General features: G+C 37.8%; 18 protein-coding genes. 2 read left to right on the top strand and 16 right to left on the bottom strand.

Annotation, left to right across the window (positions count from 1 at the left end; all coding sequences use genetic code 11):
* Nucleotides 1-17 precede the first annotated feature (17 nt).
* Both MTF67_RS08150 and MTF67_RS08145 read right to left on the bottom strand, forming a co-directional pair.
* Nucleotides 18-341 (bottom strand): RnfH family protein, encoded by a 324-nt coding sequence (locus tag MTF67_RS08150; protein ID WP_008130063.1) that lies wholly within the window; start codon nucleotides 339-341, stop codon nucleotides 18-20.
* Entirely contained in the window at nucleotides 338-778 is a 441-nt protein-coding gene (locus MTF67_RS08145; RefSeq protein ID WP_006793935.1) for a ubiquinone-binding protein, read from the bottom strand. The genes MTF67_RS08150 and MTF67_RS08145 overlap by 4 nt, the downstream gene beginning before the upstream one ends.
* 145 nt (nucleotides 779-923) lie before the next feature.
* Here MTF67_RS08145 and smpB point away from each other — a divergent pair, with 145 nt between their 5' ends.
* Both smpB and MTF67_RS08135 read left to right on the top strand, forming a co-directional pair.
* The gene (gene smpB / locus MTF67_RS08140) at nucleotides 924-1,403 is read left to right on the top strand and encodes an SsrA-binding protein SmpB (protein WP_006793936.1); all 480 of its coding nucleotides are present in this window, start codon (nucleotides 924-926) and stop codon (nucleotides 1,401-1,403) included.
* 421 nt (nucleotides 1,404-1,824) lie between these two features.
* Complete coding sequence (locus MTF67_RS08135) at nucleotides 1,825-4,416, top strand: TonB-dependent receptor (protein WP_039038522.1); 2,592 nt, start codon at nucleotides 1,825-1,827, stop codon at nucleotides 4,414-4,416.
* A gap of 61 nt (nucleotides 4,417-4,477) precedes the next feature.
* Here the strand turns inward: MTF67_RS08135 and MTF67_RS08130 are convergent, their stop codons facing one another.
* The 14 genes from MTF67_RS08130 to MTF67_RS08065 form a co-directional block, all read right to left on the bottom strand.
* Nucleotides 4,478-5,083, bottom strand: coding sequence for a peroxiredoxin C (locus MTF67_RS08130; protein ID WP_006793938.1), 606 nt, complete (start codon nucleotides 5,081-5,083; stop codon nucleotides 4,478-4,480).
* Between the two features lie 235 nt (nucleotides 5,084-5,318).
* Nucleotides 5,319-6,032, bottom strand: a complete 714-nt coding sequence (gene fadR / locus MTF67_RS08125; protein ID WP_006793939.1) for a fatty acid metabolism transcriptional regulator FadR — start codon at nucleotides 6,030-6,032, stop codon at nucleotides 5,319-5,321.
* A gap of 489 nt (nucleotides 6,033-6,521) precedes the next feature.
* Nucleotides 6,522-7,010, bottom strand: a complete 489-nt coding sequence (locus tag MTF67_RS08120) for a hypothetical protein (protein ID WP_248519245.1) — start codon at nucleotides 7,008-7,010, stop codon at nucleotides 6,522-6,524.
* Nucleotides 7,011-7,123: 113 nt separating this feature from the next.
* Nucleotides 7,124-7,438 (bottom strand): hypothetical protein, encoded by a 315-nt coding sequence (locus MTF67_RS08115; RefSeq protein ID WP_248519244.1) that lies wholly within the window; start codon nucleotides 7,436-7,438, stop codon nucleotides 7,124-7,126.
* Between the two features lie 112 nt (nucleotides 7,439-7,550).
* Nucleotides 7,551-8,012, bottom strand: a complete 462-nt coding sequence (locus tag MTF67_RS08110) for a hypothetical protein (protein WP_248519243.1) — start codon at nucleotides 8,010-8,012, stop codon at nucleotides 7,551-7,553.
* 125 nt (nucleotides 8,013-8,137) lie between these two features.
* Nucleotides 8,138-8,452 (bottom strand): hypothetical protein, encoded by a 315-nt coding sequence (locus tag MTF67_RS08105; protein WP_248519242.1) that lies wholly within the window; start codon nucleotides 8,450-8,452, stop codon nucleotides 8,138-8,140.
* A gap of 120 nt (nucleotides 8,453-8,572) precedes the next feature.
* Nucleotides 8,573-8,995 (bottom strand): hypothetical protein, encoded by a 423-nt coding sequence (locus tag MTF67_RS08100; RefSeq protein ID WP_248519241.1) that lies wholly within the window; start codon nucleotides 8,993-8,995, stop codon nucleotides 8,573-8,575.
* Nucleotides 8,996-9,122: 127 nt separating this feature from the next.
* Nucleotides 9,123-9,506 (bottom strand): DUF6678 family protein, encoded by a 384-nt coding sequence (locus tag MTF67_RS08095; RefSeq protein ID WP_248519240.1) that lies wholly within the window; start codon nucleotides 9,504-9,506, stop codon nucleotides 9,123-9,125.
* An 81-nt stretch (nucleotides 9,507-9,587) separates the two neighbouring features.
* On the bottom strand, nucleotides 9,588-10,526 hold the full coding sequence (lepB, locus tag MTF67_RS08090; protein WP_248519239.1) for a signal peptidase I: 939 nt from the start codon (nucleotides 10,524-10,526) through the stop codon (nucleotides 9,588-9,590).
* A gap of 533 nt (nucleotides 10,527-11,059) precedes the next feature.
* A complete protein-coding gene (locus tag MTF67_RS08085) occupies nucleotides 11,060-11,479 on the bottom strand; it encodes a hypothetical protein (RefSeq protein WP_248519238.1) in 420 nt (139 codons plus the stop codon).
* 84 nt (nucleotides 11,480-11,563) lie between these two features.
* Complete coding sequence (locus MTF67_RS08080) at nucleotides 11,564-11,734, bottom strand: hypothetical protein (RefSeq protein ID WP_248519237.1); 171 nt, start codon at nucleotides 11,732-11,734, stop codon at nucleotides 11,564-11,566.
* A 9-nt stretch (nucleotides 11,735-11,743) separates the two neighbouring features.
* The gene (locus tag MTF67_RS08075) at nucleotides 11,744-11,911 is read right to left on the bottom strand and encodes a hypothetical protein (protein WP_248519236.1); all 168 of its coding nucleotides are present in this window, start codon (nucleotides 11,909-11,911) and stop codon (nucleotides 11,744-11,746) included.
* 107 nt (nucleotides 11,912-12,018) lie between these two features.
* Nucleotides 12,019-12,345, bottom strand: coding sequence for a hypothetical protein (locus tag MTF67_RS08070; protein ID WP_138585493.1), 327 nt, complete (start codon nucleotides 12,343-12,345; stop codon nucleotides 12,019-12,021).
* A gap of 132 nt (nucleotides 12,346-12,477) precedes the next feature.
* Nucleotides 12,478-13,548, bottom strand: coding sequence for a hypothetical protein (locus MTF67_RS08065; RefSeq protein WP_248519235.1), 1,071 nt, complete (start codon nucleotides 13,546-13,548; stop codon nucleotides 12,478-12,480).
* Between the last annotated feature and the right edge of the window lie 15 nt (nucleotides 13,549-13,563).

Genomic DNA, 13,563 nt, shown 5'->3' with positions numbered 1-13,563 from the left:
CTTTTTTTATACCTAAATTATCGCTCGAGTGGGCGACCGCCCGTTATTTTATTGGCTCGGCCTTCTTCTTTTGCCTTTTCAGCGCGTTTTCTTCGTGCATCTTTAGGGTCTGCAATTAATGGACGGTATATTTCAATACGATCCCCATCTTTTAATTCGTAGTTTGCCTTAACCGTTCTATTCCATACACCTAATGTAAGTGCATTTGCGTCTATTTCAGGGCACTTTTCAATAATACCCGACTGAATAACCGCTTGTTCGGCCGTGCAGCCCGGCTGCACCTCAATCGATAAACAGGTTGCAGTAGTAGGTAAAGCAAACACAACTTCAATGTTAATCATATTCGCGCTCCGTATACTTCTTTAGCTCGCGAAGTAAAGGCACTTACCATATTTTTTGCAACATCATTAAAAATTTTACCAAACGCGAGCTCAATAATTTTGCTCGAAAATTCAAATTCAAGCTCTAAATAAACTTTGCATGCATGGGCATCTAATGCTTGAAAATGCCAACGCCCTTTAAGCGTTTTAAATGGACCATCAACCAGTTTTAATAACACGGTTTGTTCGTCTATAAAGGTGTTTTCGGTGGTAAACCACTTTTTTATACCCGCCTTAGATATTTCTATACTCGCGGTCATGTTATTATGCTGCTGCGAAACAATTTTTGAATCAGAACAATTTGGTAAAAACTGAGAATAAGCTTCTACATCATTAACTAGATCAAACATTTCTTTAGTGCTGTACATAACCAGCGCACTTTTTTCTATTTGTGGCATACTCACTCCCAAATGTGTGGGCGAATTTTAGCAAGCTTTGTTCGTTTCCCCAAACTTTCATGACGCATAAATTAGATCTAATTTTTTAAAATCATTACTAAAAATCGATGTAAAACATCTCACATTACGTATATTATAGGGCACTATGGCTAAGAAAAATTCATCAAAATCGACAAGCAATACCATCGCGCTAAACAAAAAAGCGCGACATGAGTATTTTTTACACGATAAGTTTGAAGCAGGTGTCGAACTACAAGGCTGGGAAGTAAAAAGTATCCGAGCTGGTAAAGTAAATATCTCTGAAACTTATATACACCTTAAAAACGGCGAAGCATTTTTACTTGGTAGTCAAATTCAACCATTAAATAGTGCCTCTACTCACGTTATTTGCGACCCTATGCGTTACCGAAAACTTTTACTAAGCAGACGAGAACTTGACCGCTTAGTGGGAGCAACTGAACGTGACGGCTATTCATTAGTGGCTACAGCCATGTATTGGAAAAAATGTTGGGTGAAACTTGAGTTTCATTTAGCAAAAGGTAAAAAAATGCATGACAAACGCGAAGACGGTAAAAATAAAGACTGGTCGCGCGAAAAAGAGCGCTTAATGAAGCACAAAGTTTAAATAAAACGCCTAACTCAGTTAGGCTTTTTTTTATAAAAAAACCTAGCACCATTTGTTTTATTAATGCACAACAAGACCATTATTCAGCCTAAATATACCTATAAATAATTTATTACAATTTTATTGTGAATCAATTAATTTAATTATTACTCTCAATGAGGTTGTATTTTTTATTTCTAAAATAAAGCATATGCGCCTATTTAAACCTGCTTCAGCGCATAACATCTGCTTTAAAATCATCCAAAATCACACTAAAACCCATACTAAAATCACATTTCAGTCTAATTGCTAACACTTAAGTTACATGATATTAATGTCGTCGCTTGTTATATCAATCCGCTTAAATATGGGATTTATTTAACAATTTAAAAGGATTGGTATTGAGCAACTAAACTTATTACATATCAACAAGGATTTAAGGATGAAGCAATCAATTGCATTTACGCCAAGTATTATTATTGGCGCAACACTTTCATTATCAGCGGGCTTTACAACAACAACTTACGCCGCTGAAGAAGCAAAAAAAGTAGAACGCATTGAAGTTACAGGCTCGCGTATTAAACGCTCTGACATTGAAGGCCCATCACCGGTGCAATCAATCAGTAAAGCCGATATTGAAAACATGGGTTACGATAACCTTCAACAACTACTCGAAAGAATGCCTGTTGCAGGCAGTGGTACTTTTTCTACACGTGGTAACAACCAAGATTCGACGGCAAATGGAGCTGCCGCTGTAAGCTTGCGAGGCTTAGGTGCCGACGCAACACTTGTACTGATTAACGGGCGCAGAGTCTCAATTAGTGCGTTTGCAGAAGGAATAACTAATTCATTTGTCGATATAAACAGCATTCCAGTATCGGCTATTGAACGAATCGATATTTTAAAAGACGGAGCATCTGCAATTTATGGCTCTGATGCTGTAGCCGGTGTTGTTAACGTTATTTTGAAAAAAGATATAGATGGCGTAGAAGTAAACTTAGGGTACGGCGGCACTGACGGCCCTAACTATGAAGAAACGACAGCAAGTGTTGTTTGGGGTACCACTAGCGAAAAAAGCAGTGCGTCAGTAATCATTGATTACTTTAAAAACACATCGCTTTCATCAGATGAAATGGGCCGCTTGGGTACCGCAAACCAATCACCTTATGGCGGTGAAGATTTCCGTTCATCTCGTGGCTTCCCTGGCTACTTTTACGTTGATGGTGTAAAAACAATTGACCCAGATTGCCCAGCAGAAAACGCAACTGCAAGCGGAAGCTGTTTATTTGATTATGGCCCGTTTGGCTACATAGCCCCAGCCGCTGAGCGTATTGGTGCAATATCGCAATTTGAATATCGTTTTGACAATGGCATTACGGGCTTTTTAGAAATGGCCGTTCAGCACAATACGTCGGTTGCAGCGGGTGCACCAACCCCACTTGACGAAGATGCAGGCTTAACGGTACCAGCAAATCATCCTAATAACCCATTTGGGCAAGACATCGAAATTGGCCGCTACCGAACTGTAGACGCGGGTGCCCGCCAATGGGATATTGAATCAGACACAATGCGAATTGTAGCTGGCTTAAAAGGCGAAATTAACGACTGGAGCTGGGAAACAGCAGTACAAAAAGGTCGCAGTAAATCAATGCAAACCGGCGACCGCTCGCAAGGTTGGGTTCGTACAGATTTTTTACAACAAGAAATTGATGCAGGTAATTACAACCCATTCGGCGGTACATACAACGATCCGGCAGTTGTAGACAGAATTACCACCAGCCTGGTTCGTCGTGGCGAATCGCATATGACTTCATTTGACGCAAACATTACTGGTGAAGCATTTAGCTTTGGCGACGATGTTGTGATGATGGCCGCAGGTATCGAATACCGTGAAGAGGACGTCAGCGATATCCCAGATGATCAATTCCAACGTGGTTTAATATTTGGTACTGAATCTGTATCTGCATCAGCAAACAGAGACCAGTACGCCGCGTATGTTGAGTTTTCAATTCCACTTGCAGAAACCCTAGAGCTACAACTGGCTGGTCGTTACGATGACTACAGCGACTTTGGCACCACTACCAATCCAAAGGTTGCACTTCGCTGGGCACCAACCGATGAAATTACGGTTCGTGGTTCATGGGCGCAAGGCTTTAGAGCCCCTTCTCTTGCACAAGTTGGTTTAGGTCCATCTCAAGAAAGTCAGTTTTTTGTAGACACGTATCGCTGTCAAGCAACAGGGAAAGACTGTAGCGCACTTGATTACAACATTGAGTTTGCAGGTAACCCCGACCTACAACCAGAAGAATCTGAATCTTGGAACGTTGGCTTTATTTGGGCACCAACAGCCGAATTTGGTCTGAGCGTGGACGTGTGGAGCATCACACAAGATAACAAAATTGACGAGCAAGAATTTGGCCCTATTTACGCCTCTGAATGTAATAACCAAAACAGCACCGTATGTGTTCGTTTATCACCAAATGGTGGCGATGCGTTAGGTACTATTCAAAAAATATTTAGCACCTTTGAAAACGTATCATCGCAAGAAGTGTCGGGCGTTGATATTTCAACAAACTACAATCACTCGCTTGACGATTTAGGCTTATTAAAATTCAATTTAGAATGGGCATACCAAGATAAATTTGAAAAAGATGGCCGCGATTATACCGGTGAATATGGGTACCCAGAGCACCGCTTTATCTTCTCAACTAACTGGGAAATGGGCGCGTTTAACACTAACTTAAACATTAGTTATGTTGGTGAGTTTGAAGATACACCAGATATCGACTTCGATGGTAACTTAGATTTCGATACTAATACATCACGTATGGTTGACTCGCAAACACTGGTTGACTTACAAACGTCTTACCGTGTTTCTGACTCTGCTAAAGTATCGTTAGGTATTAATAACTTATTTGATGAAGAGCCACCATTTGCAATTGGTGACGGTGATTCTGATTTATACGGCTACGCCTCGGGTGTTCATAACCCACGCGGCCGTTATATCTATACTAAAGTAAGCTTTTCTTTCTAAACGCTACACAAACAAAAAAACCGCCAACTGGCGGTTTTTTTATTTAAACAAAAGGGCTAAATTATAGCTCGCCTTCGTTTTCAGAAAGGAACTTAGCAACACCTTCAGGGCTTGCATCCATACCTTTTTTACCTTCAGTCCAACCAGCAGGACAAACTTCACCGTTCTCACTGTGGAACGCTAGTGCATCAACCATACGGATCATTTCGTCAATGTTACGACCTAGTGGTAAATCGTTAACTACTTGATGACGTACGTTACCTTCTTCGTCGATTAAGAACGAACCACGAAATGCAACACCCGCTTCAGGATGTTCAACGTCGTATGCTTTACAAATTTCGTGTTTAACGTCTGCAACTAGTGCGTATTGTACTTTACCAATACCGCCGTCAGCTACAGGCGTGTTACGCCATGCATTATGAGAAAACTGAGAATCGATAGAAACACCAATTACTTCAACGCCACGCTTTTTAAACTCTTCAAAACGCTTATCAAATGCAATAAGTTCAGAAGGACATACAAACGTGAAATCTAATGGGTAAAAGAAGATTACAGCTTTTTTACCTTTAATTGTTTCGTGTAGATTGTAGCTATCTACAATTTCACCATTACCTAAAACTGCTGCAGCGGTAAAGTCTGGTGCCTGGCGGCCTACTAATACACCCATTTTATTCTCCAAATATTTTGAGTTTGTTTTCAATTGCTTTCGCAATGCTGGTACATATATGGGCGCTAAAAGTTAAAAACCAATAGCACCTACACATAATTGTTTTGTATATTAGATATAAAGTTTTAAAAAAGATAATCGTATTTACCGATGCGGGCAATCGAAAATACCGAACAGAAAATTAAAACACCGCAAATACAAAAAAACCTGCAAATGCAGGTTTTTTTTAAAATGTTTAGTCCATTATATCCGACGGCATATCGCCACGAATTTTTTGCCAAATTTCACCCGTTTGATGACCATATTTACGCATCATCGAAATTGCACCATCGTGCTCATTATTTTGCGCTAATACAGTTAAATCTTTATAAAACTGGCGGGCAAGCTCGCGGGTACCCGGATCTGAAAAGTAATGACAACCGATTTTAGAATAGAACCCTCTAAAACCGTTTAAAATTAAAACATAAATTCGGTTATTACCTGCAACGGCCAATTCGTGATGCACTTTATAGTCATAATCAGCAAATGCTTGTGCTGTATCTTCAAGTTCGTGACTTAATGATAAAATTTCAATGACACGTTCAGGGTTAAGCTTAATCGCAGCACGGGTATAAATAGCACTTATATTTGTTCGTGCAGACAATAGCTGATCTGTCAGCTCAGGCATTTTATCTTCATCTAAACGTGCTAACGTTTCTAATATGTTTAAGCCCGACGTTTCCCAAAAGTTATTAACCTTTGTTGGTTTGCCGTGCTGAATAGTTAGCCAGCCGTCTCGCGCTAAACGCTGTAACACTTCGCGTAATGTGGTTCTTGTTACGCCAATTAACTCAGAGAGCTCTCTCTCAGCTGGTAGAATTGAACCTGGAGGGAAATCGCCATTCCAAATAGACTCAACTATGTATTCTTCAGCAAATCCTGCTGGGCTTTTCGCTTTAAAAATTCTCATCCAATTCCCACTCGAATTAATCTACAACGTTTCGCTTACGCGAATAACTGACTGATTGTACCAGACGAAACTCAACTAACAAGTAAAGTAAGATATATTGTTAAATTGAACATACACATCAAGGTAAAGTTACTGAACGGCAAGAGCGACTGGCCATTTAAAAGGAACAAAAATCGCTTTTCATAAACAAATTCATTGAAAATACCATATTACAATTAGGCTAAACATAGGGGAAATGTTGCAAGTAACGAGAATTAATTTAGTGGCTGAACTAACAGCCAATTGTAGACATTGAAGATTTTAAATGTCTGAAGTCAAGATCTGACCCCCTCACTTTTAAAATATGTAAATACACTAGCATAAAAATTTACCTATTTAATTATCAGATGACGATTACGAACATAACGCCTGATTAATAGGTAAAACAGTTTGGCAGTTTTATTGCGTCGTTTGCAACTAAAAATGACAGGCTAGTTTTATCCTTTTCAATCACTTGTTATGTTCCAGTTTATCTCTAATTTCTTGTTTAACTTTGGGGTTCTTAAGTATTTTCTTGTAACCTTCTAGCATTGAGTCAATTTTGGTAATCGGTACATGTTCGGAGTCAGGCTTTGAATAAAACTTCATTGCGGCTTGAAATCTCGTCATTGATATTTTCATAATCGAAGAGATTAATTCAACGTCATCGTGTATTTTGCCAACGTCGAAGCAGCCTTTGAGCCTTGTTTTATCTTTGCCATCAGTTCCTCTATATTCGTTAACGCTGGTTGTCCAAGCTGACCATTCAATGTCTTTATCTGGAAAGTTTTTATTCAAGTTTTCAAATAGAGAGGGGGCAAACACGTTCTCTAATACAAACTCACCCGTATCTTTGTCGATACGACTCACCTCATAGGACAGGCATGAAGTTAACGGAGTTGATTCTTGCGCTTCTACAAAGCAGCTAATAATAAATATCGCGATGTAGATGACTCGCAAACTTCCTCCTTGTAACGCCCCGTTAAGGGGAAATTTATTAGTTGGCTAAAATAACGAACGAAGTGAGAAAAGCCAACTGTAAATTTTCCCGCTTAAACGACTTGTTATAAGGCTTACTCAACTGATACCTTTGATTTGTATTCGTTGCACTTCTCTGTAAGACACTGCTCTAACAAATATATGTTATCTTCAATTAACTTATCAATAAACGATGAAGCCTCATTTGCTTTGTTCTCAGAAATAAGCTTCTTAATTTCTCTAAGATTTTTAACATCGCGCGCTATGTTAGAAGTAAGAGTGTCTTGTATTAAAGCTGTTGAGACTTTATCAGCATGATCATTTACTGCTGTAGCAAACAAATACCAACCATACATACCAGAAATAACGATTAAGGCCACGATTAATAAAACCTTGAAGTGCTTAGTCATACTTATAGCCTTACAACGCCGCAATAAGCGGCTAACAGAGCTTGGCTAAAATTAGTGAGGTACGAACCAAGCCAAGCTTTTTTAGTCCGCACTTGATTGCTTTGTTAGGTTACTAAAACACCAAAATGGTTATGTCACCAGCTATTTTAGGGACTGTTACAAGCTCTACCAACTTACTGTTTGTTTGCTGTTTTGCTATGGAAAAATTAACTTTAGTCCAAGAATGCTCACCAAGTTCAACTTTATATTGAGCTCCTGCTTGAATGGTTGTTATAAATGAAGCTTCTGCTGAATTTCCACCTTCGCGATAACAAACATTCAATGTGTGCTGGCCAGCTTCTACGATTATTTTTCGATTAACATCTGTAAGCGGAATAGATTCTCCATTAACTTTACATATATGGATTTTCTCGTGACCTTTTCCAAAAATAACCGCCTCACTATCTTCGCCGACAAATGTAGCTGTGTTGTCAGATATCGCTGGCTCTTTGTATAAAATAATTGGTGTAGATGGTGTGGTTTTACAGCCAGCAATTGTTACCGCCAATAAAACAGAAATAAGAACTTTTTTCACAGACTCTCCTTGTAACCTAACGCCCCAATAAGGGGCTGATAATGCTTGGCTAAACTGTGTAGCGTAGCGTAGCGGAACCGAGCCAAGCTTTAGCAGTCCCGCACTTAATTGGCTTGTTATAAATACTATTCGCCAACTTGCTCGGAAACACCTTTAAACACTATGGTTACACCCTTGAAATATGAATTAATCCATAAACCTAAGATGCCAATTAACCACATAAAGCAAGTGAATAATAACCCCATAAACAAACCAAGCGGTAATGAAACTAACAACCCTGATATGCCAGTATAATACTGTTCATTAAAAGCGACTGTTTCAAAGCCAAAAAGTGAAAATATCCCCATAAGAACACAGAAAGCCATTAAGCCGTAACCAATACTTTGAAATAAAAGTTTAAACAGTGATTTTTTAGAAATATTTTTTGCAGAGATTTCCATTTACTCTAATCCTTGAAGTATTTATAACGCCGCAAATAAACGGCTAAAAATAGTTGGCTATAATTTGTGAGGTACGAACAAAGCCAACTATTTTTTGTCCGCACTTTTTAATTTGCCTTGTTATATGCCGTTTGCAGACATAGCCTCTGCACCTTCTTTTACTTGTTCATTTGATAAAAACACACCACTTTGCGGTTCGAATGTAGCGGAGTTTTTTTGATATCCGAGAAGATAAGCAGAATTTAAAGCCACAACCATTTCATTCATGTCACCGCCCCATCGAAATGTTACCACTACTGGCTCTATAAAAGCTGAGGAATCGAATGCAGGAAAGTAATCTGAGAACTCTGATAAAGGCGACATATATGTTTCCACCCCAGAGTCTTCGCCTTTCAGTTTGACAGAGAGAAACCCAGTATGCTTTTTTAAATCTACATTTTCTAAATATTGAACAGGAGTGTTTAACTGTTCTGATAATTCGTTTAGTGAGTTCGTATTTGGAACATCACTAAGAGATAAGATTACGTACATAGTCATCGACATTGATAGGTCCCTCTCAAGTTAACCAAGGCATATAACGCCCACATTAAGGGGCTTTTTAATAGTTTGCTAAAATTGTGTAGCGCAGCGGAACCGAGCAAACTGTAAAAAGTCCCGCTTTAATTGCTTGTTAGGTATACTCTTCACCGAAACTTTCGTAACACTTTGGAAAGTAACCCCAAACTCTGATTGTTGACTCGGTTGTTTCGAACTCAAAGCCAATTTTGCGCACCAAAGTTAATACAGTTTCAGTTAGTTCTATATCAATCCACTCAACGTTAAGTAATGGAAATGGTAAGTGATAATACCATTCGCTATCCCAGCCCGATATGTAGCCATTAACTACCTTAGTTCGGTAGCAAGGTGGATTAGGGAGTTCTCGCATTTCTGAGATGAGTTCATTCCATTTTGTGTTATTGGCAGCACCAACTAATTGCTTTTCAGCAATGATCCTTTTAGCTACTTTCACGTCCTTTTCATCGGACACTGCATCAGCCATTGGCAGAAGACTCATGTGTATACCTAACGCCCGCAGCACGGGCTTGTTTGGAGCGCAGCGAAAAACTTGTCCCAGTGCCTGCGTTTGTTAGGCGAATTACCAAACATACGCTATTTTACCAATGATATTGCTCTCAGGCACAAATCCCCAGTAACGACTATCTAGACTATTATCTCTATTGTCACCTAATACGAAATAGTGCTTATCTGGCACTAACCATTCATCTGTTTGAGTACCAACTTGATAAAAGTAACGTTCGGATAAATCTTTCTGATTACTGTTCAATTTAATAACGTATGAATCATTATCTAGCGACTCTTTATAATACTCATGCTCCGAACCAGCTCCCGAGTCAGTGAATTTGTATTCTTTCGCTACCTCTGTAAATCCAGGACAATTTGCCGATTCATCCATGCAAGAAGGTTTAATAAAGATACTTTTGTCACGGTATATAACAGTATCCCCAGGCAGTCCTATAACCCTTTTGACAAAATCAATTTGAGGATTCTGTGGATATTGGAACACAACCACATCACCTCTTTTAAATGTTTTAGATGGTGCTTTTTTGACTATTTGTAACCCAAAATATCTATAGTTTCCAAATCCACTTTTACTCACTATAACTTGATCACCAGGATTTAAAGTGGGACTCATTGACCTTGCCGGGATAGAAAATGGCTCATAAATAAAAGCTCTGACTAAAGATAAGAACGCAAAAAACATGACAAAACATACTAACGTAGGCAACCAACCAGCGTACCACTTCTTGCGCTGACCTTTGTCGTACCCCCGACAAATAAGATAAGCATGAATAGGACAAATGATTAAAAACAACCAAGTAAAATAAATATTATGATGCCACGACTCGGTATCATCAATAGCCTGCAGCTTGGTATCGATTAATGTAACAAATATAATCAAAATTAAGTAAAACCAAAACAACTTGGCTTTGTTAACATACAAAAATGTGAAAGGCTGTATTACCAAACCGTAAAAAATACTTAGCCAAGCTTTGGGCTTCCATGAATCTTCCAATTTATCTCCTATTCGCCTAACGCTCCAATATGGGGCGCACAAAAGCATGGCTATACTTAGCGACGAAGGAGCGCAAGCCATGCGTTTTGCGTCCTTGCCATAATTGGCTTGTTATATTTCTAATAAATATACCTTGGCCAAACAACACTATAAATAGCTAAACCGTACATAAAAAACAAAGCAGCTCTGTAAGAATAACCTCTAATATTACTAACTTCTTTAGACTCGAATTTTACGAGACCAAAACCAATCCCGATTGCTCTAGTACAACCAACCAATGCTCCCAAGCCGAGAGTATAAGGAAGGTAAAGTTCCAATCCGTGCATACCAGCAAACATAATTGAAGCAATGCCTACCAACATACCAACGTAAGGCCAAATTATTAATTCTGCGAATAGTTTGTCCGATTTACTCAAATGCATAGAGAAATATAACGCCCTAATAACAGGCAAAAAATTGTTTGCTAAAATGTTGAGGGACGAAAACAGCAAACTGTTTTTTGTCCTTGTTTATTAGCTTGTTAGCTTGTTAGCTTACGATTCTGCCCCATAAACGTTTAGCGATAATGCTTTGTCTTGGACTGTTTGAAATACTAACCAGCTTTCAAACTGTTGAAACATATCGGGCACTTGATAATCCCAATCCCATAATTCAATACAAGCTTCATTTAAAATAGATGTATTAACATTTTGTAAATTGAATTCACAATAAACCCATTCACTGTAACTACACTCACCGTCATCTACTAAATAATGTAATGAAAAATAAAATATCGGAGAGGTACTTAAAGTTATCTCAGACATAATTCCAAGATTAGTTACAGATTGAGGTTTATTTTCATTAAAATTGATAAAGAAACTTTTAAATACAGTCCAAACTTCTAAAACAGAATTAGCGGCATTGGCTTCAATTTTATTTTTTAAAACTTCTACAGGTTCAACGTAAATACTCAAAACTATCCTTAGTAAGCTAACGCCTCGTTAAGAGGCAAATAATATGTTGGCTAAAATAAGCGACGCAGGAGCAAAAGCCAACTGTTATTTGTCCTGCTTTAACGACTTGTTAGCTGTACTTTTATACCCCGCCTTAAGTTCATTTATTTCTTTTGGGCAGTATTTAAAAGCTACTTTATACAGCTCTCTAAATTCTTTTTGTTCATTAATATTTGTACCAAGTTCGAGAGTTATGTTCTCAATAACACTAGTCATTAATGATAGCTATTTAGAAATAGTATGTTCAGGGTTTGCTATTTCACTTTCAGGAATATTCCTCAAACATTCCATTGCCTTTAACACAGGGTTTACGCTTTCGCCTTCTGTGTTTGCATTATTGCCATACCCAAAAAAAGAAATGCTAGAAAGAAAAAACAATATCCATATTTTCATCGAAACTCCTAGTACAGCTAACGCCCTAATAATGGGCAAAAAATTGTTGGCTAAAATGTTGAGGAACGAAAACAGCCAACTGTTTTTTGTCCTTATTAATTAGCTTGTTATGTGTTTTTACTCTGTTCTTGTTTGATGATTTTAAGCAGTAAATCAATTCTGCGGTTTGTCTTTTTACTTTCAGCGGTAACCATGCCTTGAACAAAAGATGAGGCAATGAAAATAACGCACATTATTTGAAATAACTCACTCTCGATTGTAAAGAAACTATTTGCAAGTAGAAGCAAGCCAAATGGCGCAATAATAGAAAGAAAATCTTTAAGCCCCCAATCATTTGAACCAAGCTTATCAAATTCTTCTTTATATTTTTGAAGCTCAGAAATACGTTCTAACTCTATTTTAGCTTCTACCATTTTTACGTCACCATTATCCATTGAAAACACCATACTCCTGAAACACATAACGCCTCGTTAAGAGGCAATAAAATTGTTGGCTAAAATTAGCGACGAAGGAGCAAAAGCCAACTGTTTTTTGTCCTTTTAAACGACTTGTTATGCGCCATTACTCTACTTACTATTTTGTTTTAATAAATCTGTGATTAAACTTTCAGATACGGTATTTTGTATAGGTGCTGAACCTTTATCATATATTGATGTTTCACCTTTTTTTAAGGTGAAGTTTCGCTCAGTATTAGATAGCGACACAAGCATTGAGGAAGCTGACTCAAAGTTACCCGAACTAAGAGAAATAGCCAAGGCATCTCTTTTAGACTCATGGTTTGTTATTTCGTTACTTAAATAAAGTATATTATTAGTGGTGGATTTATATAAATTTAAGAAGAATATTGATATGCCTTGAACTAATAAGACAAGAAATAAACGAGATGTATAATAAAAGGTTTCTTGAATTGTCGAGGCATTCTCAGGTGCCGCAGCATTAAACAAAACGTAAATCAATGTGCCTATTGCTACAACCGTAGCACCAATACCATAGCTTAAATTAACAGCGGCTTTGCTTTTTAAGTCATTTGCATAACTAGATAGCCTTGAGACTGTTTTATTTAAGCTCGAAATCGATAAATCTGACAATACACTCGAATGGATGGTCTTGCCATATTTCTGTTCGATTTTACTTAACAAAGATTCATTTAAGTGTGATTCAACGGTCGCTGAAATGCTGCTTACAATTTCTTTTCGCTCACTTTCAGATAGTGTACTTTCTAACTTTCCTTTCTCTAAAGACGAATCGATTGACTTTAATAAAGCTACAATCTCTATATTATCTCTATTAATTTCCGGATTACTGGAGTTGCTTTCATAAAGCTTAGATTGTTCTCGCATTTTTCTTGGATTGAAACCAACCATATAGAGAAAAGCAAAAAACACTGTAGATAATACAACAAAAAAACCACCCCAAATTTTTATATTTCTATTAAGGTCTTCGTGTCTTTCATAACCTACCTTAAATTGAGAGCTATTAACAAACTCTACAAAAAACTCCGATATTGATAGAAATAGTTGACCAATAACCAACAGTACAATACCGAAAATAAATATCAATTTGTGAGAAGTAGATCTACTTCTCTGCATATCTTGTCTATGCTCCAACTCTTTAATTACTTTTGCTCTATCTTCCATGCTAAATATATCTCT

Source organism: Pseudoalteromonas sp. 2CM32C (assembly GCF_023161925.1).
Classification (GTDB): domain Bacteria; phylum Pseudomonadota; class Gammaproteobacteria; order Enterobacterales; family Alteromonadaceae; genus Pseudoalteromonas; species Pseudoalteromonas marina.
Note: the sequence above shows the minus strand (reverse complement) of the source record. Positions and strands in the feature narration are given on the sequence as shown.

What these genes read in the sequence shown, in the direction of transcription:
- MTF67_RS08080 (WP_248519237.1), bottom strand. Translation starts at nt 11,734, where the DNA reads ATGACTAGTGTTATTGAGAACATAACTCTCGAACTTGGTACAAATATT.
- MTF67_RS08145 (WP_006793935.1), bottom strand. Translation starts at nt 778, where the DNA reads ATGCCACAAATAGAAAAAAGTGCGCTGGTTATGTACAGCACTAAAGAA.
- MTF67_RS08150 (WP_008130063.1), bottom strand. Translation starts at nt 341, where the DNA reads ATGATTAACATTGAAGTTGTGTTTGCTTTACCTACTACTGCAACCTGT.
- MTF67_RS08065 (WP_248519235.1), bottom strand. Translation starts at nt 13,548, where the DNA reads ATGGAAGATAGAGCAAAAGTAATTAAAGAGTTGGAGCATAGACAAGAT.
- MTF67_RS08100 (WP_248519241.1), bottom strand. Translation starts at nt 8,995, where the DNA reads ATGTCGATGACTATGTACGTAATCTTATCTCTTAGTGATGTTCCAAAT.
- MTF67_RS08070 (WP_138585493.1), bottom strand. Translation starts at nt 12,345, where the DNA reads ATGGATAATGGTGACGTAAAAATGGTAGAAGCTAAAATAGAGTTAGAA.
- MTF67_RS08130 (WP_006793938.1), bottom strand. Translation starts at nt 5,083, where the DNA reads ATGGGTGTATTAGTAGGCCGCCAGGCACCAGACTTTACCGCTGCAGCA.
- fadR (WP_006793939.1), bottom strand. Translation starts at nt 6,032, where the DNA reads ATGAGAATTTTTAAAGCGAAAAGCCCAGCAGGATTTGCTGAAGAATAC.
- MTF67_RS08115 (WP_248519244.1), bottom strand. Translation starts at nt 7,438, where the DNA reads ATGACTAAGCACTTCAAGGTTTTATTAATCGTGGCCTTAATCGTTATT.
- MTF67_RS08095 (WP_248519240.1), bottom strand. Translation starts at nt 9,506, where the DNA reads ATGAGTCTTCTGCCAATGGCTGATGCAGTGTCCGATGAAAAGGACGTG.
- MTF67_RS08075 (WP_248519236.1), bottom strand. Translation starts at nt 11,911, where the DNA reads ATGAAAATATGGATATTGTTTTTTCTTTCTAGCATTTCTTTTTTTGGG.
- MTF67_RS08135 (WP_039038522.1), top strand. Translation starts at nt 1,825, where the DNA reads ATGAAGCAATCAATTGCATTTACGCCAAGTATTATTATTGGCGCAACA.
- smpB (WP_006793936.1), top strand. Translation starts at nt 924, where the DNA reads ATGGCTAAGAAAAATTCATCAAAATCGACAAGCAATACCATCGCGCTA.
- MTF67_RS08105 (WP_248519242.1), bottom strand. Translation starts at nt 8,452, where the DNA reads ATGGAAATCTCTGCAAAAAATATTTCTAAAAAATCACTGTTTAAACTT.